This is a genomic window from Zoogloea sp., from assembly GCF_041914405.1.
GTDB lineage: Bacteria > Pseudomonadota > Gammaproteobacteria > Burkholderiales > Rhodocyclaceae > Zoogloea.
Map to the genome: position 1 here is coordinate 1 of NZ_JAYSDK010000003.1, position 19225 is coordinate 19225.

The 19225-nt window shown below is 66.4% G+C and carries 16 protein-coding genes and 1 riboswitch; of the genes, 4 read left to right on the plus strand and 12 right to left on the minus strand.

Annotation, left to right across the window (positions count from 1 at the left end):
• The coding region (locus tag ACE3RX_RS02365; protein ID WP_374479921.1) for a phosphomethylpyrimidine synthase ThiC at nt 1–736 on the minus strand (736 nt) is incomplete at its 3' end.
• Nucleotides 737–775: 39 nt separating this feature from the next.
• Nucleotides 776–877: riboswitch (TPP riboswitch) on the minus strand.
• A 197-nt stretch (nt 878–1074) separates the two neighbouring features.
• On the opposite strand from ACE3RX_RS02365, the gene ACE3RX_RS02370 reads away from it, so the two are divergent.
• Nucleotides 1075–2520, plus strand: a complete 1446-nt coding sequence (locus ACE3RX_RS02370) for a surface-adhesin E family protein (RefSeq protein WP_374479923.1) — start codon at nt 1075–1077, stop codon at nt 2518–2520.
• 118 nt (nt 2521–2638) lie between these two features.
• Here the strand turns inward: ACE3RX_RS02370 and ACE3RX_RS02375 are convergent, their stop codons facing one another.
• The 3 genes from ACE3RX_RS02375 to ACE3RX_RS02385 form a co-directional block, all read right to left on the minus strand.
• On the minus strand, nt 2639–3916 hold the full coding sequence (locus tag ACE3RX_RS02375; protein ID WP_374479925.1) for a putative O-glycosylation ligase, exosortase A system-associated: 1278 nt from the start codon (nt 3914–3916) through the stop codon (nt 2639–2641).
• Between the two features lie 119 nt (nt 3917–4035).
• Nucleotides 4036–5484: a lipopolysaccharide biosynthesis protein gene (locus tag ACE3RX_RS02380; RefSeq protein ID WP_374479927.1), complete on the minus strand. Its 1449-nt coding sequence runs from the start codon at nt 5482–5484 to the stop codon at nt 4036–4038.
• Nucleotides 5485–5626: 142 nt separating this feature from the next.
• A complete protein-coding gene (locus ACE3RX_RS02385) occupies nt 5627–8221 on the minus strand; it encodes a response regulator (protein WP_374479929.1) in 2595 nt (864 codons plus the stop codon).
• 268 nt (nt 8222–8489) lie between these two features.
• Between ACE3RX_RS02385 and ACE3RX_RS02390 the strand changes: the two genes are divergently transcribed.
• Complete coding sequence (locus tag ACE3RX_RS02390) at nt 8490–9707, plus strand: MFS transporter (RefSeq protein WP_374479932.1); 1218 nt, start codon at nt 8490–8492, stop codon at nt 9705–9707.
• A 13-nt stretch (nt 9708–9720) separates the two neighbouring features.
• Here ACE3RX_RS02390 and ACE3RX_RS02395 read toward each other — a convergent pair whose 3' ends face one another.
• The 8 genes from ACE3RX_RS02395 to ACE3RX_RS02430 form a co-directional block, all read right to left on the minus strand.
• Nucleotides 9721–9861, minus strand: coding sequence for a hypothetical protein (locus tag ACE3RX_RS02395; RefSeq protein ID WP_374479934.1), 141 nt, complete (start codon nt 9859–9861; stop codon nt 9721–9723).
• The gene (locus ACE3RX_RS02400) at nt 9858–10520 is read right to left on the minus strand and encodes a tetratricopeptide repeat protein (protein WP_374479936.1); all 663 of its coding nucleotides are present in this window, start codon (nt 10518–10520) and stop codon (nt 9858–9860) included. The genes ACE3RX_RS02395 and ACE3RX_RS02400 overlap by 4 nt, the downstream gene beginning before the upstream one ends.
• A 9-nt stretch (nt 10521–10529) precedes the next feature.
• Nucleotides 10530–11336 carry an SDR family oxidoreductase gene (locus ACE3RX_RS02405; RefSeq protein ID WP_374479938.1) on the minus strand — a complete coding sequence of 269 codons (807 nt, stop codon included), beginning with the start codon at nt 11334–11336 and terminating at the stop codon, nt 10530–10532.
• Nucleotides 11333–11992, minus strand: coding sequence for a TenA family transcriptional regulator (locus tag ACE3RX_RS02410; protein WP_374479940.1), 660 nt, complete (start codon nt 11990–11992; stop codon nt 11333–11335). Before ACE3RX_RS02410 ends, ACE3RX_RS02405 begins: the two co-directional genes overlap by 4 nt.
• Nucleotides 11976–13496 (minus strand): AMP-binding protein, encoded by a 1521-nt coding sequence (locus tag ACE3RX_RS02415; RefSeq protein ID WP_374479942.1) that lies wholly within the window; start codon nt 13494–13496, stop codon nt 11976–11978. Before ACE3RX_RS02415 ends, ACE3RX_RS02410 begins: the two co-directional genes overlap by 17 nt.
• On the minus strand, nt 13493–14131 hold the full coding sequence (locus ACE3RX_RS02420; protein WP_374479944.1) for a thermostable hemolysin: 639 nt from the start codon (nt 14129–14131) through the stop codon (nt 13493–13495). Before ACE3RX_RS02420 ends, ACE3RX_RS02415 begins: the two co-directional genes overlap by 4 nt.
• A gap of 261 nt (nt 14132–14392) precedes the next feature.
• Nucleotides 14393–14866, minus strand: a complete 474-nt coding sequence (locus ACE3RX_RS02425) for a hypothetical protein (RefSeq protein WP_374479946.1) — start codon at nt 14864–14866, stop codon at nt 14393–14395.
• Nucleotides 14867–14874: 8 nt separating this feature from the next.
• Nucleotides 14875–15942 carry a hypothetical protein gene (locus tag ACE3RX_RS02430; RefSeq protein WP_374479948.1) on the minus strand — a complete coding sequence of 356 codons (1068 nt, stop codon included), beginning with the start codon at nt 15940–15942 and terminating at the stop codon, nt 14875–14877.
• 6 nt (nt 15943–15948) lie between these two features.
• On the opposite strand from ACE3RX_RS02430, the gene ACE3RX_RS02435 reads away from it, so the two are divergent.
• Together ACE3RX_RS02435 and ACE3RX_RS02440 are read left to right on the plus strand one after the other, a co-directional pair.
• Nucleotides 15949–17757, plus strand: a complete 1809-nt coding sequence (locus ACE3RX_RS02435; protein ID WP_374479950.1) for an ATP-binding protein — start codon at nt 15949–15951, stop codon at nt 17755–17757.
• Nucleotides 17754–19121, plus strand: a complete 1368-nt coding sequence (locus ACE3RX_RS02440) for a sigma-54-dependent transcriptional regulator (protein WP_374479952.1) — start codon at nt 17754–17756, stop codon at nt 19119–19121. Before ACE3RX_RS02435 ends, ACE3RX_RS02440 begins: the two co-directional genes overlap by 4 nt.
• The last annotated feature ends 104 nt before the right edge of the window (nt 19122–19225 follow it).

A 19225-nucleotide genomic window follows, 5' to 3' on the forward strand; every position in this document is an offset into this window, starting at 1 on the left:
TGCCGATGTTGGCGTTGATCTTCACGAGGAAGTTGCGGCCGATGATCATCGGCTCGGACTCGGGGTGGTTGATGTTGTTAGGGATGATGGCGCGGCCGCGGGCGACTTCGGAACGCACGAATTCGGGGGTGATCTCGCCCGGGATGGCGGCGCCGAAGTCCTGGCCCTTGTGCTGGCGGGTCAGGAGGGCGGCCATCTTCTCGCCCTGCGGGCCGGTGGCGCGCAGGCTCTCGAGGTAGGCGGCCCGATTCACGTTCTCGCGGATGGCGACGAATTCCATCTCCGGCGTGATGATCCCCTGGCGGGCGTAGTGCATCTGGGAGACGTTGGCACCGGCCTTGGCACGGCGGGGCTTGCGGTGCAGGCCGGGGAAGCGCAGCTCGTCGAGTTTCGGATCGGCGGCGCGGGCGCGGCCGAATTCGGAGGACAGGTCGGGCAGCACTTCGGTGTCGCCGCGCTCTTCGATCCAGCCCTGACGCAGGGCCGGCAGGCCGGAGCGGATGTCGATGCGGGCGGTCGGGTCGGTGTAGGGGCCGGAACAGTCGTAGACGAAGATCGGCGGGTTCTTCTCACCGCCGAAACCGGTCGGCGTATCGGCCTGGGTGATCTCGCGCATCGGCACGCGGATGTCCGGGCGGGAGCCTTCGACGTGGATCTTGCGGGAATTGGGTAGCGGCGCAACGGCCGCTTCGTCCACATGGGCGGACGCAGCGAGGAATTTGTCGGTGGCGTTCATGGAGGCTCCTTTGGGGGAGGGCCGCCGGAAGAGGGAAAGGCGGCAGGAGCCACGTTTCCCTACGCCGGTACGACCCGGATCAGGTTCGGAGGGTAATTCTCAGCCGGGCGATCAAGCGCCGCGGCACCCCTAACGTTTGTGCCGGCAAAGTACTGGAAGCCACAGGTAAACGCAAGATTTGGCGGGATTTTCTGTCGATACCGGAGGCTTGGGGACGGTGGTCTGCAGGGGAAGAATCCGGCGGGAATGGCGCCATGCCTAAAGGTTTTGGCCATCCCGGCCGAAATAGCTAGCAATCGGCCACCCACTGGCCACGCATATTTCCCGGAGACGCAACCATGCGCCATCGCATGCGAACCCTCGTAACCCTGCTGGCGTTAGCCGGTGTGACGTCCGCTCTGGCGGCCGACTGGCAGACTGTCGCATCCGACAAGAAGCGGACCATCGAGCTCGACCGCGCAAGCATCCTGCAGTCCGATCCCGGCACCAAGGTAGCCTGGGGACGCATCGTTCTGTCGGAGGCTGAAGCCGCTGCTGCAGGCTACACGTCGGTGAAGGCGCTGAATCGCTACGACTGCCGCAACCAGACTTTCGCCACGGTCAAGCGCGTCTATCTCGACGCCGACGCGATGGTCATCAAGGACGAGAAGGTCAAGGTCGAGAAAGACATGCAGGTGACGCCGGGCAGCGTGGATGAGCGCTTGTGGCGCGACGTCTGCAAGCCCGCAGGCGGGGTGGCCGACATCTCCCAGCTCGCCAAGACGGCGTCGAAAGCAGCCCAGACGGCCCAGGCTGGCAAGCCCGAGCTGCGTTCTGCGGATTATCGTCCGGCCAAGGGCGTCGACAAGCCGGTCACGACCCAGGTGGCGGAAGGCAAGGGTGAGCGCGGCGAGGAAATCACCCTGCCCATCAAGAAGAACCTTATCGACAAGCCCGCGCCGCCGGCCAAGACCGAAGCGGCGGAGAAGCCTGCCCGGGCCGAGGCCGCTCCGCCCGAGGTGCAACGGGTGCCGGTGTACATTCCGGCGCCACGCCCCAGGCCGCGGGTCGTACGGGCTCCGGTCCAGTATGTCGAGTCGCCGCGTCCGGTGGCGCTGGCGCATCACGAGATCCACTGGAGCTACGAGGGGGACAACGGCCCCCCGAATTGGGGTTCCCTCAAGCCAGAGTGGCAGTTGTGCGGAAATGGTGAGAGGCAGTCACCGATCGATATCCGTGAGGGCATCAAGGTCGATCTCGAGCCCATCCGCTTCGACTATCGGCTGTCCAATTTCCGCATTGTGGACAATGGTCACACCATCCAGGTGAATCTGGGGCAGGGCAACACGATGTCCGTGATGGGGCGCGTCTATGACCTAGTCCAGTTCCATTTCCATCGCCCGTCGGAAGAGCGCGTCAACGGGCGTGGCTTCGACATGGTGGTGCACCTGGTGCACAAGGATCTGGATGGCCGCTTGGCGGTGGTTGCCGTGCTGCTTGAGCGCGGCCAGGCCCACTCCTTGATCCAGACCCTGTGGAACAACCTGCCGCTGGAGAAGAACGTCGATTATTCGCCAGAGGGGGTCAGCATCGATCTGAACCAGTTCCTGCCGGAGAACCGCAGCTACTACACCTACATGGGCTCCCTGACCACGCCGCCGTGCAGTGAAGGTGTGCTGTGGATGGTGATGAAGCAGCCCCAGCCGGTGGCGGCAGAGCAGATTGCGATCTTCTCCCGCCTCTATCCGATGAACGCTCGACCGATCCAGTCGGTGCGTGGCCGACTCATCAAGGAATCGCGTTGATCTGAGAGCCCTGCGTCAATGAAAACAAAGCGGCCCGAGAGGCCGCTTTGTTTTGTGTGCCCTGACGAATGTGCCCCGGTCGACTGGATCACAGTCCGTTGTGTCCGGAGCTGGTGGGTCAGGAGGGCTGCATTGCGACGGATGGGGTGGAGGATTCGGCTTTCTTGCCGTGGGCCTTCAGCCAATACCACGAGCTCACCACCACGACCATGATGTTGTAAGGAAGGTCGAAGTAGGCAAGGCTCAAGAAGGCGCCACCGACGCCATAGCCGATTAGCGAAACCTGACACATCCCCGCTAAGTGGAATAGCCAGAAAAGCTCTTTGTCATTCTTGGTCTCTTTTCGAATTCGCCCCGCCATGCTGTAGGCACCCAGCCATACGCCCAGGAAGAGGAACAGGCCGATATAGCCGTGCTCGCCCAGCACCGAGAAATAGATACTGTGGGCAACGTGGATGTCCATCGGGTTTGGCGCGTACATTGCAAACGTCTCGGGTGTATAGGCTTCGTAGCCGGCACCAGTCAGACGGTGATTTGCGATGTTGATGGCCAGTTGCCATGCGTTGATACGCCCCATCGCAGAACCGTCAGCCTCATAGTTGTTGATCGTCTGCATCCGGTTTTCCCAGCTGGAGGGCATGAAGCCAACGAGCAGGGCGGCGAGCACCGCCACGAAGATGCCGGTGAGCAATTTGTGATCCGAGCGTAGCCACAGGGCGAACCCCATCGCGCAGATGGCCAGGAAGGCCCCGCGGGACTGGGTGCCCAGTGCCGCGATGGCGGAAAAGAGCATCATGGCCAGCAGGCCGCGCTTGATCCACTTGTTCGGGAAGGCGAGGCGCAGGTAATTCATCAGCGGGATGGTGATGATCAGTGCGGCCCCGAGCTCATTGTTGCCTTCGATAAAGCCGCCGGGCGGCCCCCAAACGCGTTGTGCACCACCGCTGGTAATGGTGAATACCCCCCCTTTCAGGCCATAAAAGCCGATCGAGATGACGTTCATCCAGATGAACAGCTCAATGTGCTTGCGCTCCTTCAGCGCGGCGAGTGCTACGAAGGTCATGATCTGGATCTTGAGGACCTTCGTCAGCTGAACGATGGATTCAGTGGGATACAGGGAGGCGGCCGTGGTGATGCACATCCAACCCACGAAGAGCATCAGAAAGATGACCGGACGCGCCTTGGGCAATTCGAGCTTGTCCTTGGTGACGACGAGGGAGATCAGCGCGGCGGCGGCGGCGATGGCCGCAAAGGGCGCGTTATGGGCGAATCCATAGGCCAGCCGGTGAGGATTCATGATGCTGATCCACGTCCACAGGTTGACGGCGACGTAGGTATGCCGGACTGCGCTTGGCAATACGTAGAACAGGATCAGAACCATTAACAGATCACGCACGGCACACCTCTTGGAATTGCGTATCGGATTGATTCGGCAAAGGAGCCTGCTGGAGACAACATCGGGTTTGCATCGTGTTCAAGCTGTTTGGGGAGCAAGGGACCAAGCTGCGGTTCAATCTAGCCTGGTTTGACGCGTGCGCGGAGTTTGGTCCAGGCACTGCTCAATTCCTCCCGGAGCGGGTGACCGGTCAGGATGGCCGCGCCGATGAAGCCGATTGATGCGCCCGTGCCGCCGAGCCCGACTGCAAGCAGGCTGTTTTCGGGGGCCAGCCCGAACTCCGCGACGACGATCAGGGGACCGATGGCCGAGGCCAGCGCAATCAGCGCACTGCGCCACAGGGCATCGAAGAGCTGGCTCCAGGAAAAGCCGACCACGGCCTTGAGCATGTGGATCCACACAGCGGCGCTGACGGCTGCCGTCAGCGTCATCGACCAGGCCAACAGGGTGACGCCAAGGGCCGCACCACCTACTGCCAGCACGATGGTGGTGACGGAGGTGATGCCAGTGATCATCAGCATGCGGCCGGCCTGCCCGGAGGCTGTCAGCGCGGCAGCGCCAAGTGTGACGGGAGCGACAAACATGTTGCCGATCGCCAGAATCCGTGCGAGGTCGACGGAGTCATCCCACTGGGTGCCATACAGGACGTGGGTGATCGGATGCGCGAGCAGGATCAGGACGAGGCAGAACGACCATCCCAGGGCGCAGATGTAGGCGTTGGCCTTCAGAAAAGCCTCGGTGAATTGGCCGTGTTCCCGACGTTGCCGGGCAAAACCGGACATTGCGACAGTGATGATGGGGTCGGTGATCAGCCGGTTGAAGATGGCCACGAGGCCGCTGGCGCGGGAGTAGAAGCCGACGGCAGCCATGTTCTGCATCTTGCCAAGCAGGAGTTCGGGGGCGTTGCTGCTCAGGGTGTTCAGCAGGGACGTGGAGGTCAGCTTGCCGCCGAATGACAGCACGCGCCGGATTTCGCTGGTCCCCGGAATCCACGGAAAGGACTTGGGGCGGAAGTAGATGGAGGTGAGCGCGCTCACCAGCGTCGTCGCGAACATGCCCAGGGCCAGGCTGATGGGGCCGTAGCCCTGCCAGGCCAGCGTGAGCGAGACGACGGTGCCGGTCATGGTCCCGGAAAAGCGGATCAACGCGATCGAGTCGAAGCGCATTTCCCGGATCAGGTAGGCGTAGGTCAAGGAGCCGAAGGGGTTGATGGCGTAATTGAGCGCGATGACGAACATGATGTCGCGCATCTTCGGTTCTCCGTAAAAGGCGGAGACGGGTACCGCGGCAAGCAGGATGATCAGCGCAAGGCCGAGGCCGAGGCCCAGCTGCACCGCCCATACTGCACGGACGCGGGCCGTGGTCAGCTCCTTTTCCTGGACCAGATATTCGCCGGCGCCCAGATCGCGAACCGTGCTGAGAAAGGCCAGCAACACCATCGTTACCGAGAAGACGCCCAGCTCGCCAGGTGTGAGGAGACGCGCAATGATCATCGACGAGACCATGCCAATGGCGTGGCTGGCGTAGCGGTCGAGAAACGAGAAGGCGAGGGCTTTGCGTGTGGACAAGGGAGCGACAGGGGTAGGTGTTCAGCCGGGCACCAAGTTTAGCCGAGTCGGCGCTACGCTTTTGCGAAAAACTGCCGTTTGCACGTCATTGCAGCCTGCATAGCAGGGCGGCTGTGACGCTGTGCGCGACGCTGGCCCGGTGTTAAGTTGCCAGCGGCCAGGAATGTGTCTCGAAGCGTATGAGCGCATCATCGACGGCCTGCCAGTGGTCGCTGATGACGCTGTCGGGCAGGGCGCTGCCGAGGGCGCTCTCGAGATCCAGGCAAGTGTCGGTAATCCTGCCCAGCCCGAGGGTGGCCGCAGTGCCCCGGAGGGCGTGGGCGCGACGCTTGAGTGCGTTATGGTCCCGTTCGTCGAGGGCCTGGCGCAGCTGTGTGCGTTCCTGCTGCACGCTGCGGCGGAAGCCCTGCAGTAGGGTTCGGTAGGCCACTGGTTTGCCGCCGGTATTGCGCAGTCCGGTGGCCACATCCAGTTCGGGAATGTCGCCAATCCCCGTCAGTGGGTCGGCTGCTGGCGGCGCCGACGGGGAGGAGGCCTCGCCCCCGGCGTCGCTGCGGGGTTTGGCCGGCAGCCAGGCCAGCAGCGTGGCGTACAGGGCTTCGGGATCGACCGGCTTGGTGATGTGGTCGTTCATGCCGGTGTTGAGACAGGCCTGGCGGTCCTCGGCGAAGGCATTGGCGGTCATCGCAAGAATGGGGGTCTGCGCATAGCCGGGCAGGGCACGGATCGCGCGGGTCGCCTCGATGCCGTCCATTTCCGGCATCTGCATGTCCATCAGGATCAGGTCGTAGCTTTGCTCGCGGGCCATGGCAACGGCCTCCACGCCGGTACGGGCCAGGTCGGCATGGAGGCCCGCCTCGGCCAGCAGTGCCAGGGCGACCTGCTGGTTGGCTTCCATGTCTTCGGCCAGCAGGAGGCGGCAGCTGCCGCACTCACTTGCCAGGCGGAGGGCAATACCCGAATCACGTGCGCTGCTGTCGAGGGGATCGTTGAGCGGGATGTCCGCAGCACGACCGAGCCGCAGGGTGACCCAGAAGGTGGCACCGCTGCCGGGGCTGGCCTCCACGCCGACCTCGCCGTCCATTAGTCGGGCCAGGTGGCGGGTGATCGCGAGGCCTAGGCCGGTGCCGCCGAACTTGCGGGTTGTGCCTTGGTCCGCCTGCTCGAAGGCCTCGAACAGGCGGACCTGTTGGCTGGCGTCCAGGCCGATGCCGGTGTCGCTGACTTCGAAGCGGATCATCCAGCCGTCGTGATCTTCCACGAGGACGAAGCCGCGCAGCGCGATGTGCCCGCGCTCGGTGAATTTGACCGCGTTGCCCAGGTAGTTGACCAGGATCTGGCTGATGCGGGTGGCATCGCCGTGCATCGCCGGTGGCAACCCGGCGATGTCCACCCCGACCCGGAGGCCTTTGGCCCGCGCCCGCGCGGTGATCATCTCGACGGCCTGCTGGACCACGCTGGCTGTCCGGAAGTCGGTGGCTTCCAGCTGGAGCTTGCCGGCTTCGATCTTGGAAAGGTCGAGGATGTCGTTGATGAGGGCGAGCAGATGGGAGGCCGCGGTGGAAATGTGCTGGATCCAGTCCTGCTGGTCCGGCCGGGGATTGCTAGATCTGAGGAGGTGCCCGGCACCTATGATGGCGTTCATCGGGGTGCGGATCTCGTGGCTCATGTTGGCCAGGAAGGCACTCTTGGCCTGGCTGGCCTGTTCGGCGGCATCGCGTGCCGCGATCAGTTCGGTCGAGCGTTCGGCGAGGCGGTGGTTGCTTTCTTCGAGTTGGCGCGTGCGCTCCTCCAGCAGGAGGTCGGCCTGGTTCTGCCGGTGCATGGCCCGCGCCACCAGCAGGCCGAGGATGACCAGCACGGTGCCGCCCAGGAGGCTCAGCAGCAGGCCCCGGTTCCATTCCGCGAAGGCTTCATCGAGGGGAATTCCTACCACGATGTACAGGGGGTGGCGGATCGCCTTGCGATAAGCGTTCATGCGCTCGATGTTGTCGAGCGGCGAAACGCCAATTTCCAGGCCATCGGTGCTGCCGCTGCGAATTGCGTTGGCAACGGCCTGGGTCGTGCGTGGCTGCCCGATGGCTGCCTCGACCGCGGGCTGGCGGACAATGATGTTGCCGCTTCCGTCCACAAGACTGATGCGTGTGCGCGGCGACAGGCCGAGGGTGGCGTAGTAATCCAGAAAGCCCTCGGCAAGGCCGAAGTTGGCGACGATCATGCCGCCAAAGCTGCCGTCGGGCAGATCGAGCCGGCGGGCAATCTGGATGCCCCATTTTTTCGAGACTCGCCCCTTGATTGCGCCGGACACTACCGGTTGGCGACGGGCTCCGTTCTTGAGTTCGAGAAAGTAGTTCCGGTCTTCCAGTGTGCTGCCCGGCGGGGTGCCGACTGAGTTGGCGAAGACCAGGCCGGCTGCGTCGGTCAGGGAGATGGAAACCACGCCATTGGTACGCTGCTGGTGGCTGACGAGCAAGGCGCTCAGTTCTTCCCGGCGCGTGCTCGCAAGCTGGCGGGCGTTGCTCAGGTCGGCGATGGTGACGCGTTCGCCGATGCTTTGCAGCATGTCGTCCACCCGATCGATGTTGCCCGAGGCATGCTGTTCGATCATGCGTGCTAGGGTGGTTGCGCGATCCTCCGTCTGGTGCCAGATGGAGTCCCGGGACGCGACCAGATTTCCCATCAGGAACAGGATGAAGCAGGTGACGATCAGCAGGATCATCGAAACGTTCTTGTTCACTGTGTGCTGCTTTCGGGTTATGGCTGGGTGGGCGTCGGTTGCCGTACCTGCATTGAAAACTGAATGGAATATACATAAAGGATGAGGGCTTGCGCAGGAAGGAAGTCACTGCGATATGGCGAAAGTACTGAATGCCCATAATGGGTATTGGCGATGGTGTGGCAGCAAGCGGTCGGGTGCCTGGCGGCGCGGGGTTGGCGATCCCGGGCTGGACGGTTGTGTTGGGCCTCGGCAATGTCGGGCCATCGTCTGAAAGGAGGGACCTCGGATGGATTCCAGCAGCAAGGCGGATCGTGCGTTGGGGGCGGTGGCGGGGCGGATTCCGCGTGGCATCTGGGCGCTGGGGCTGGTGTCGATGCTGATGGACATCTCGTCCGAGATGATCCATGCGCTGCTGCCGGTCTATCTGGTGTCGGTGATGGGAGCATCGATGCTCGCGGTCGGCTTCATCGAAGGGGTCGCCGAGGCAACCGCGGCAATCACCAAGGTGTTTTCGGGGGCGCTGTCCGACTGGCTCGGTCGGCGCAAGCTGCTGGCCGCGCTGGGCTACGGCCTGGCGGCGTTCACCAAGCCGGTGTTCCCGCTGGCCGGGACGCTCGGCTGGGTGGTGGCGGCCCGTTTTGTGGACCGCATCGGAAAGGGCATCCGCGGTGCGCCGCGGGACGCGCTGATCGCCGATCTGGCACCGCCGGAGCTGCGCGGGGCGGCTTTCGGGCTGCGCCAGTCCCTCGATACCGCCGGCGGCTTCATCGGCCCGCTGCTGGCGATCGGCCTGATGGGGCTGACCGGCGACAACATTCCGCTGGTGTTCTGGTTCGCGGTGATCCCGGCCTTCGCGTCCTTCGCGGTGATCCTGCTGGCCGTGCACGACGCGCCGCGGAATGAGATCCATAAACCGCGCATACCCTTGTCGCGGGCCGAGCTGGCGCGCCTGCCGGCTTTCTACTGGGGCATCGTAGCGCTCTCCGCGGTATTCACGCTGGCCCGCTTCAGCGAGGCCTTCCTGGTGCTACGGGCGCAGGAGGTTGGTGTGACGCTGATTTATGTACCGGCGGTGCTGGTGGTGATGAACGTGGTGTATTTCCTGTCCTGCTACCCGATCGGCGTGCTGGCCGACCGTTGCCACCGGGGCATGCTGCTGACGCTGGGCCTGGCCGTGCTGGTGCTGGCCGATCTGGCGCTGGGGGTGGTCGATGGGCTGCCCGGCTTCGTGCTGGGACTGGTGCTGTGGGGGCTGCACATGGGCATGACCCAGGGCCTGCTGGCGACACTGGTGGCCGATGCTGCGCCGGCCGAGTTGCGGGGCACGGCCTTTGGCGTCTTCAACTTGGTCGGCGGCCTCGCGCTGCTAGCCGCCAGCGTAATTGCCGGCGGCCTGTGGGATGCCTTCGGCTCCCGCGCGACCTTCCTGGCCGGTGCCCTGTGTGCGGGGCTGGCCTTGCTGGGCGCCTTGCCACTGCTGCGCCACCGGTCGCCAGCCGGCTGACCGCGCGTCGGCGTCAGAAGCACATGGCCAGAATTTCGCGGTACAGCCAGTCGTAGCCGGCCATGCCGCAGGCGGCGGCCAGCGCGCACAGGGTGTAATCCACCAGGCGGCTGCGCCAGGCCGGGGCGGTGGCGGGGGCGGCCCGGGTGTTCATCTGGCGGCCAGCTTGTCGGCGTGCTTGCTGCGGATTTCGTCGAGCAGGGTCTGCACGTCTTTGTGGCGGCCGGCATCCGCATCTTCGCGGCCGGGGCGAGGCGGGGCTGCGAGGGCTTGCTGCAGATGCTCGACGGCGGCGGCGTAGTCGCCCTTGTCGGCCAGGTAGTCGGCGTAGAAGTAGTGGGCGTCGATGCCCTTCGGGTTCATCTTCAGCGCCGTGTCCAGATACTTGCGGGCCCGCTCCTTGTCGCCGAAACCGATCGGCCAGCCCGGCACCTTGGCGTAGAGGCTGCCGAGACTGGTGTAGACGGAACCGTGGAGCGTTTGCGGGTCGATCTTCTCGGCGGCCAGCAGCAGGTCGCGGGCCTGCTTGGCGGCAGACAACGCACCGAGGCCGCCGTTGGCCTTGGCGTAGCTGGCCAGCACAATGGCTTCCCAGACCATCGGCTGGGGTTTGCCGGGCTCCGCGACGACCAGCTTGTCGGCCTGCTCGGCGAGCTCCTTGAAGGCTTTCTCGTGCTCCTTGGTCGGGGCCTGGTAGTTGATGCGCGCCCAGCGGTGGGCGATGTCGGCGACGGAAGGTTCGAGCTTGCCGTCATCGGCCAGCGCGGTGGCGGACAGCAGGGCGAGCAGCAGGGTGGCGAGGGGTTTCTTCATGAGGGGCTCCTAGTTGGATTCGGCCAGATGGTGGCGGGCGAAGGGGCGCATCTGGCGCCCTTGGCGGATCAGCGCCCGGTCCACCAGGCGCGGCAGGATGGCGTTGAGGCGGACGAAGAGCTTCTCCGGCCAGCCCAGGTAGGTGTCGGCCGCCTTGTGCAGTACGGCGGCGAGGACCTGCTCGGCGACGGCCTCGGGGCTGTCCTGGTGCATGCCGAGCGCGTCGGCCATGTGGGCGACGGCTTCGCTGTTGATCGCGGTGCGGGTGTAGCGGGGGGCCACGTAGTGCACCTGCACCGGTCCGCCGGCCAGTTCCCGCCGCAGGGCTTCCGAGTAGCCGCGCAGCGCGAACTTGCTGGCGGAGTAGGTGGCGAAGCACGGGAAGGCGATGGAGCCGAAGATCGAGCCGACATTGACGACATGGGCTTCGGGGCGGCCTTGCAGGTGGGGCAGCAGGGCCTGGATCAGCTGGATCGGCGCCACGGTATTCACTGCGAAGGTCTCGGCGGTGGCGGCGGCCGATTGGTCGGCACTCAGCCCGAAGTGCTGTACGCCGGCGCAGTTGATGATCCCGTCGAGACTGCCGAAGGCGTTGATGGCCTTGCGGGCGACGTCCGCCGGCGATGTGGTGAGCAGGTCGGCGATGACCAGCCGCGCTTCGTGGCCTTCGGCGCGCAGGCTGGCGACGAGCTCGATCAGCGGCCTGGATTGGCGGCCGAGGAGCACCACGCGGGCGCCGGCGCTGGCGAAGCTGCGGGCCAGGGCGCGGCCGATGCCGCCGCTGGCGCCGGTGATCAGGATGGTCTTGTCTTTCATGCTGCGTCTCCGGTAGGAAGGCTGCGGATGAGGTCGCCGTACAGGCGGAAGAAGCGGTTGGCCGCGTGCAGGAGGGCGGCCTTGTCGGCCGGCTCGTCGAGGCGATTCACCAGCGCGCGGAAGTGCTCCATGTGGCTGACGTCGAGGCTGCCGTGGCTGCTCAGATAGCTGAAGGCGCGGGGCGGCAGGTCGAGGGCGGGGCCGAGGGTGCTGGCCAGCTGGCTGGCCAGCGCGACGCTGGTGCTCTCCAGCACATAGACCATGCCGAAGAAGCCGACTGGATTGCCGCGCTGCACGGTGTCGTAGGCGTAGGCGACCATCAGCTCGGTCTCGAAGGCGGGCTGGCCATGGCGCACCACTTCCGCATCACCGCCGGTAGCGGCGATGTCGTTGAGGATCCATTCCTGGTGGCCCAGCTCTTCGTCGATGTAGTGGGCCGTGGCGTCGCGCAGCCATTCCAGGCGGGCCGGCAGGCGGCCGCAGCAGCTCATCAGCAGCGGCACGGTGTGGCGCACGTGGTGATAGGCCTGGGTCAGGAAGGCCAGGTACTGGGCACGGCTGACGCGTCCGCCGAAGGCGCCGGCGATGATCGGGGCGGACAGCAGGCGGGTGCGTTCGGCGCGGGTCGCCTGTTCCAGTTCAGCAAAGCAGTCCATGGGTCTCTTTCGATGTGTCGGACGGATGGGTTGGAGTCAGTGCGTTGGCATACGCGCTGGCGATGGCCTCGCGGCGTGGCCGGCCGTTGGCGGTGAGCTGCCCGTTGTCGGGGTTGAAAGGCGTCGTGGCGCGGATCCACGTGCCGACGCGGGCGTAATCGGGCAGATCCCGGTTGGCAGCGGCGATGGCTGCGTCGATGTCGGCTTGGCTGGCCGTGCCGCGCGGCACGATCACCGCGACGTTGCTGCTGCGGCCCTCGCCGAACACCGCGGCCTGGGCGATCGGCGCCTGCAGCAGCAGTTCCCGCTCGACCCATTCCGGTGCCACGTTGCGCCCGAAGGCCGTGATGAACATGTTCTTGCGGCGGCCGGTGATGTGCAGCCGACCGTCCGCATCCAGGTGGCCGACGTCGCCGGTGTCGACCCATGCGCCGTCGCGCGGCGCTTCGCCCAGGTAGCCGAGAAAGCCGGCGCCGCCGATGTGGATGGCGCCGCCGGGGCCGATCGCCAGCGCGACATGCGGCAGAGGGCGGCCGACGCTGCCCGGCCGGTTGTCGCCGGGGCGATTGACGGCGACCACCGACGCGCATTCCGACAAGCCATAGCCCTCGAAGACCGGCAGGCCCCGCGCAGTGGCGGCTTCCAGCAGGCGCGGCGAGACCGGGGCGCCGCCGACGGCGACATAGCGCAGCGCGGACGGTTGCGCAGCGCCGGTGCGGAGCGCCGCGACCAGGGCCAGCAGCAACTGCGGTACGAGGATGGTCGAGGTGGCACGGGCGGTGCCGAGAGCGGTCAGCAGGCGCGCCGGATCGACGCCGGCGCTGCCGTTCAGGCCGACCTGTTCGCCCGGCAGCAGGCGCGTCGTCGCGCCGGCCAGCAGCGGGACATACAGTCCACCGATGTTTTCCAGTAGCGTCGCCAGGGGCAGCAGGGCCAGGTGGCGGTCGTCTGGCCGGGCCGCGCTGGCCTGTTGCAGGCTGGCGGCCACGCTTTCGATGGCCTCGCGGCCCAGGCAGACGCCCTTCGGTGTGCCGGTGGTGCCGGACGTGAAGGTGATCTTGAGGGTGCCGGAGGGCAGGCGCGCCGGTGCCGAGTTGAGCCGGCGCAGGTACAGGCTGCCGTGCAGTCGGCGCGGAGTGCCTGCTCGGGCGAGCGTGCCCAGTGCGTCCGGGCGGTCGCTCAGCAGCAGGTCGACGCCTGCCTGGCGGACCGCATGGGCATGCTGGGCTGCTGTGAAGAAGGTTGGCAGCGGCACGAGCGGAATGCCGGCGGCGAGGCAGGCCAGATCCGCCACCGCCCAGTCGGGGCCGTTTTCGGCGAGCAGTCCTACGACCCGCGGGCGCAGGGCCAGGAGGGTTTCGGCCAGCGTGCCGACGGCTTCGGCGAGGCCTGCGTAGCTGAGGCCGCTGGCCGGGCCTTCCAGCGCGATGGTGTCGGGCGTCGTTACCGCGTGGCGAACGAGGGCGGCCAGCAGGGCGCCCGGGTGGTGGCTCAGGTGACTCATGCCGGCCGGCTTCCTGCGAGACGCCCGGCGATGGCGGCGAAACCCTCGCGGATGTCGCCGAACATCACCCGTGGGCTGTGCTGGTAGTAGCTGCCCCAGTCGGCCTTCTCCGCGGCGGACAGGCAGGCGGGGTCGGCCAGCGCCAGTTCCCGTGGGGCCAGGCCGAGGCGGGCGAAGGCGTTGCGCAGGGCGGTGGTGCCGGTGAACACCACCCAGCGGTGGCCTTCCTCGTGCAGGCGCTCGGTGACGCGCAGGATCAGTGTGCGGAAGCTGCCGGCGCCGCGCCCGGCGAGCTGGCCGACCTCGACGATGCTCGTGCGGCTGACCGGCTGACCGATGGCGCGGCCGATCGCGACATCTATCGGCTGATCCAGATAGCATTCGAGGAAGAGCGGCTGCAAAGCGGCTTCCCGCAGGCCACAGACGCCGATCGGCTGGTCCGCTGTTTCCTGCAGGCTGAACAGGCGCGGCATGAAATGCCCGATACGGGCGTCGTAGGCGGCGGCGAAACGGCTGCGGATCATCGCTTCGGCGGCCTGCCGGCCGTCGCCGCGGTGTTCGATCAGGCGTTTGTTGTCCGGGACGAGGATCGGATGGGCTGTGGCCGCAGGCTCGAAGGGCGGGAAAAGTGGCATGCCAGCCGGCTGCGTGCCGACGGGCGGGGTTCTGAACGGAATTTGCAGTGCCGACACGGTGACTCCCTTCGAGGACGATGGGCCGACGGGCTGCGCCGGCTTTGCTGTCGATATCGCAAAAGGGGTGCCATGTGCCCTTAAGAGGGATTAAGTGATTGATGTGATATGGGAAAGCAGCCTGTTGCGGGTGGCGTCAGGGGCTTGTGGAGGGACTGCAAGAACTTGCAGTACTGCAAAAAAGGTAGACGGGGATTGCAGGCCTCAGCGCGGACAGGGCAGGCCGTCGTCTATCGTCAACACCACGTTCACCCGCTTGTCGGCGAGGCAGGCCGGTACGTAGCCGATGGCGCCCGGCGTGGTGGCGACGAGGCGGATTACTGCCTCCTCGGAACTGGCGACGAAGGGTGGTAGTTCGCCGTGGAAGTACTGGTCGCGCCAGTAGTCGTCCATTTCCTCCGGCGTATGGCCGAGGATGGCGACGGAGAAGGCCTTCCGGATGTTCTGGCCGGCCGGCAGGTTGACCGGCGCGATCCGGCGGCCGTCCGGCCACAGGCGTTTCTTGCGCTTGTAGATCAGCGCCAGCTCGTGCTTGTCCAGGTCGCGGAGCGTGGAGCCGGGGGCGACGATCACCGCGATGCCGGACAGCTCGGCGGCGTCGGCCAGGCTGGCGGCACCGAGCAGCAGCGCTGCGAGGCACGCTGTGAAGCCGCTGCGCAGGATGGGGGCGAAGGGCATCCGCGGGTTCAGAACAGCACGCTGATGGAGGCCAGCAGGCCTTCCGGCGTGCCGTCGGGCAGGTGGCTGCCGCCAGTGACCTCGGCCTTCAGCGACAGGGCCCGGTCGTAGCGGTAGTTGAGGCCGGCGACCCAGTTGCGGGCCGGGTGATCGGTGCCGTCCAGGCGCATTTGCTCGAAGCGGCCGACGGCGTAGAGGCGGCCTCGCAGCGGCGCAACCACCTGCACGAAGCCGCCTTTCTCGGTATGCGGTGCGCCGGCGCTGGATCCGCGGTAGATGCCTTCGCCGGAGATCTCCCAGCGATTGTGGGTCCACAGGAAATCCATGCCGGCCAGGCGCTTGCGCTCGCCCCGGGTCTGGTCCTGCTCGAAATCGACGAGGGACAGGCCGACCTGCAGCCTGCTGCTGACCGGCAGGTTGAAGTGCACGCCGCGGGCTTCGGTGAAGGGGTCTTCGGCGGGTTTGCGGCGCAGTTCGGTACCGGACGAGACATATATCGAGTAGTCCATCTCCCGCTCACCGATTTCGGTCGTGCCCTGCAGCATCACGCCGGTGGCGTAGCCAGGGAAGACCGCGTGGGTCACCATCGGGCGGGACGTGGTCCACACCAGCGGGTCGGCGTGGATCGGGTTCCAGCGCCCGATCGGGGTCAGGAACTTGCCGACGCGTACGGTGGCCGTGTCGTTGACGGTGTAGTCGAAGTAGAAACGCTCAAGGGCCAGGAAGCGTTCTTCGTCCGGGCCAGTGCGCTTGGTCGCCAGGCTTTCCTCGAAGTCGGTCTCCGAGAAGAACTTGAGGCGCCCGCCGCCTTCCCACCACAGCATCAGGCTCAGGTGGTCGGCGGTGAGGCGCGGATCGCGGCCGCGAACGTCGTCGTAGCGTGCGGTGGCGTAGCCGCCAACGGTGAAGCCGCTGTCGCCGAGGGGCAGGCCGCGCCCCAGTTCGTAGTTGCCGAGGCGGATCGGCGTCGGGGCTTCATCGGCGTCGTCGGCCCGGGCCTGGGCGTTCAGCAGAAGTAGGGTCGGCAGCAGGACGCACAGGCAGGCCCGCGCTTTTTCGTATACTCGGCAGTCCATGTCCCGATGCGGTTCTCCGTCGATAACGTGCCCAGACCGGTAACGATCCGCAGCACCCTGCTCAAGGCCTTCGTCGTGGTGGCCCTGGCGCCCGCCATACTTCTGGCCGGCCTGGCGTTTGTCAAGGCGCGCCAGGCCTTGCAGGCCGAGATCGAGCAGAGCCTGGCCAGCCAGGCGGGGGCGATTGCTGCCGACCTGGACAAGGTGCTGTTCGAGCGCCTGCAGAACGCCGCGATCTGGAGCCGCCTGGAGGTCATGCAGGATCTGCAGGTGCAGGACGTGGATCGCCGCCTGTCGGCGTTCCTCGCCCGTCTGCAGGAAGGCTACGGCGGGGTGTATCGGGATCTGTCGGCGCTGGATACCGCGGGGCGGATCGTTGCCAGCAGCCGGCCTGCCGCTTTAGGGCAAGTGATCACGCATGATCGATCTGACCGGAAAGTGAGCCTGTCGGGCACGCCGCTGACGCTCAGCCTGCCGGCGCCGGGGGCCGTGGGGCCGGCAGCAAGCCTGTCGATCGGCGCACCCATCCTGTCCCGCTTCGACGATGCGCCCCTTGGCGAACTGCGTCTGGAGTTCGACTGGCAACAGGTGGATGCGATGCTCGACCGGGCCGCCGGTGACGGCCGCACGCTGGCCATCATCGACGGCAGCGGGCGTCTGATTGCGGCGTCCCGCCGTCTGCGCGAAGCCATGGTGGCGGATGCCGGGCCGGTGAGCGGGTGGACCCTTATCCCGACGGCGGCCGGTGCCTACGTGCTCGACGCGACGCCGGCTTACGGTGCGACGGTGGCGGTCGGCGTCGGCCGGGCTGCGGCCTTTGGTGGTTTCGACGGCCTGGGCTGGCGCACGCTGGTGATCCAGCCCCTCGACGAGGCGCTGGCGCCGATCCACCGCATGGTGGCGATCGCGCTGCTGTTGCTTGGGGCGCTGGTCGGCGCGACCCTGCTGCTGGCAGCGTGGGTCAGCGGAGCGATCGCCCGGCCCATCGTTGCGCTGACCGAATTCACCCGCCGTTACCGGCGCGATGGTCGTCTTGCGGGCGCGCCGCCCGGTGGGGCAGGAGAGGTCGGCGAACTGTCGACGGCCTTCGTGGAAATGGTCGGTCACATTGACGAATCCCAGCGTAACCTGGTGCGGGCCTCCAAGCTGGCGATGGTCGGCGAGATGGCGTCGGTGATCGCCCACGAGGTGCGTACGCCGCTCGGAATCATCCGCTCATCGGCGCAGATGCTGCGGCGGGAGCCGGGTCTGTCGCCGGAAGGACGGGAGATGACCGGCTTCATCGACAGCGAGACCGAGAGGCTCAACCGGCTGGTGTCGACGATGCTCGACAGTGCCCGGCCGCGGGCGCCGGTGTTCGTGCCGACCGATGTTCACGGCCTGATCCGCCGCTGTTTTGCGCTACTTGCCGGCCAGGCGTCCAAGAAGCAGGTGGTGTTCGCCGAAGCCCTCGAGGCGACGGATCCGGTTGCCGAGCTGGACGCCGAGCAGATGAGCCAGGTCTTTCTCAATCTGATCCTGAACGCGCTGCAGATCCTGCCGGAAGGTGGCACCGTCAAGGCTTTCAGTGTGGATCTCGGCGATGCGCTGGAGATCGGCATCGGCGACGACGGGCCGGGCATCGTGGCAGAGGAGCGCGAGCGCATCTTCGAGGCTTTCTTCTTCCGCCGGGAAGGTGGCGTGGGCCTCGGCCTCGCCATCGTGCAGCAGATCGTCCAGGCCCATGGCGGCACCATCGTAGCGGGCCAGAGCCCCCTCGGCGGCGCCTTGTTCACCCTTCGCCTGCCCCGCCATGCGGGGCCGCACAGCTCATGAACCCGAGTTACATCCTCGTCGCCGACGACGAACCCCACATGCGTCGCGTGCTGGAGATCATGTTGCGCCAGATGGGGCACACGGTTTTCTCCGCCGGTGATGGCCTGGAGGCGCTGGAACTGGCCCGGCAGCATCCCCTCGACCTGATCATCACCGACATGCGCATGCCGCACATGGACGGCATCACGCTGCTGTCGCGGCTGCGCGAGGAAGGGCTGGCGGTGCCGGTTATCGTCATCACCGCCCACGGCACGGTCGAATCCGCGGTGGATGCGATGAAGCGCGGCGCCAGCGATTACCTGTTGCGGCCCTTCGACCTGGAGGCGCTGGAGCTGGCCATCGAGCGGGTCCTCGGCTCGGCCCGCATGAGCCGCCAGAACGCCTTCCTGCGCGAAGAGCTGAACCGCGGCTGGGAGGGCTTCGTCGGCACTAGCGCACCGATGCAGGCGGTCTATCAGCAGATCCGCCAAGTGGCGCCGAGCAAGGCGACGGTGATGATCACCGGCGAGACCGGCACTGGCAAGGAACTCGCCGCGCGGGCGATCCACGCCGCCTCGCCGCGGGCCGAGCGGCTCTTTGTGCCTATTAACTGCGCGGCGATTCCCGCCGAGATGCTGGAGAGCGAGCTGTTCGGCCACGAGAAGGGGGCCTTCACCGGCGCGGTGAAGGAGCGGGTCGGCAAGTTCGAACTGGCCGACGGCGGTACCCTGTTCCTCGACGAACTCACCGAGATGCCGATGGCCCTGCAGGCCAAGCTGTTGCGGGTGCTGCAGGAAGGCACGCTGGAGCGTCTCGGCTCCAACCGGACGATCAGCCTCGACCTGCGCATGATCGCCGCCACCAACCGCGATCCGCGCCAGGCGATTGCCGACGGACGGCTGCGGGAGGATCTGTTCTACCGCCTCAACGTGTTCGCCATTGCGTTGCCGCCGCTGCGCGAGCGCAAGGAGGACATTCCCGGCCTGGTCGCCCATTTCGCCGCCAAGCACGGGCGCAGCGGCGGCGCGCCGCTGGCCGAGCCGGGGCTGTACGAGCATCTGGCCACCTATGCCTGGCCCGGCAACGTGCGCGAGTTGGAGAACATGGTCGAGCGGGCGCTGGTGCTGGCCGGTGGCGGCACCCTGCGCCAGGCGCATTTCGTCTTCGATACGCCGCCGGTTGCGTTATCTTCCACCGGCAGCGCCACTAGCGACGTGCCGGAGGGGCCGATGAACGAGGTCGTCGAGGCCCTCGAGAAACGCATGATCGAGGCCGCCCTCGGCCGCTGTGACGGCAACAAGACCCGCGCGGCGGCGCAGCTCGGGATCAGCGAACGGACCCTCTGGTACAAGCTCAAGAAGTACCGGGGCGACGCCGACGAATAAGCTCCCGCGTGGGCTGTCGGCGATTGTCCCGTGCCCGGAGTGCGTCGGCTGCTTCCATTCGTCGTTTACTCCGCGGGGGGTTTTGGTTAGATTACTGACTGGTC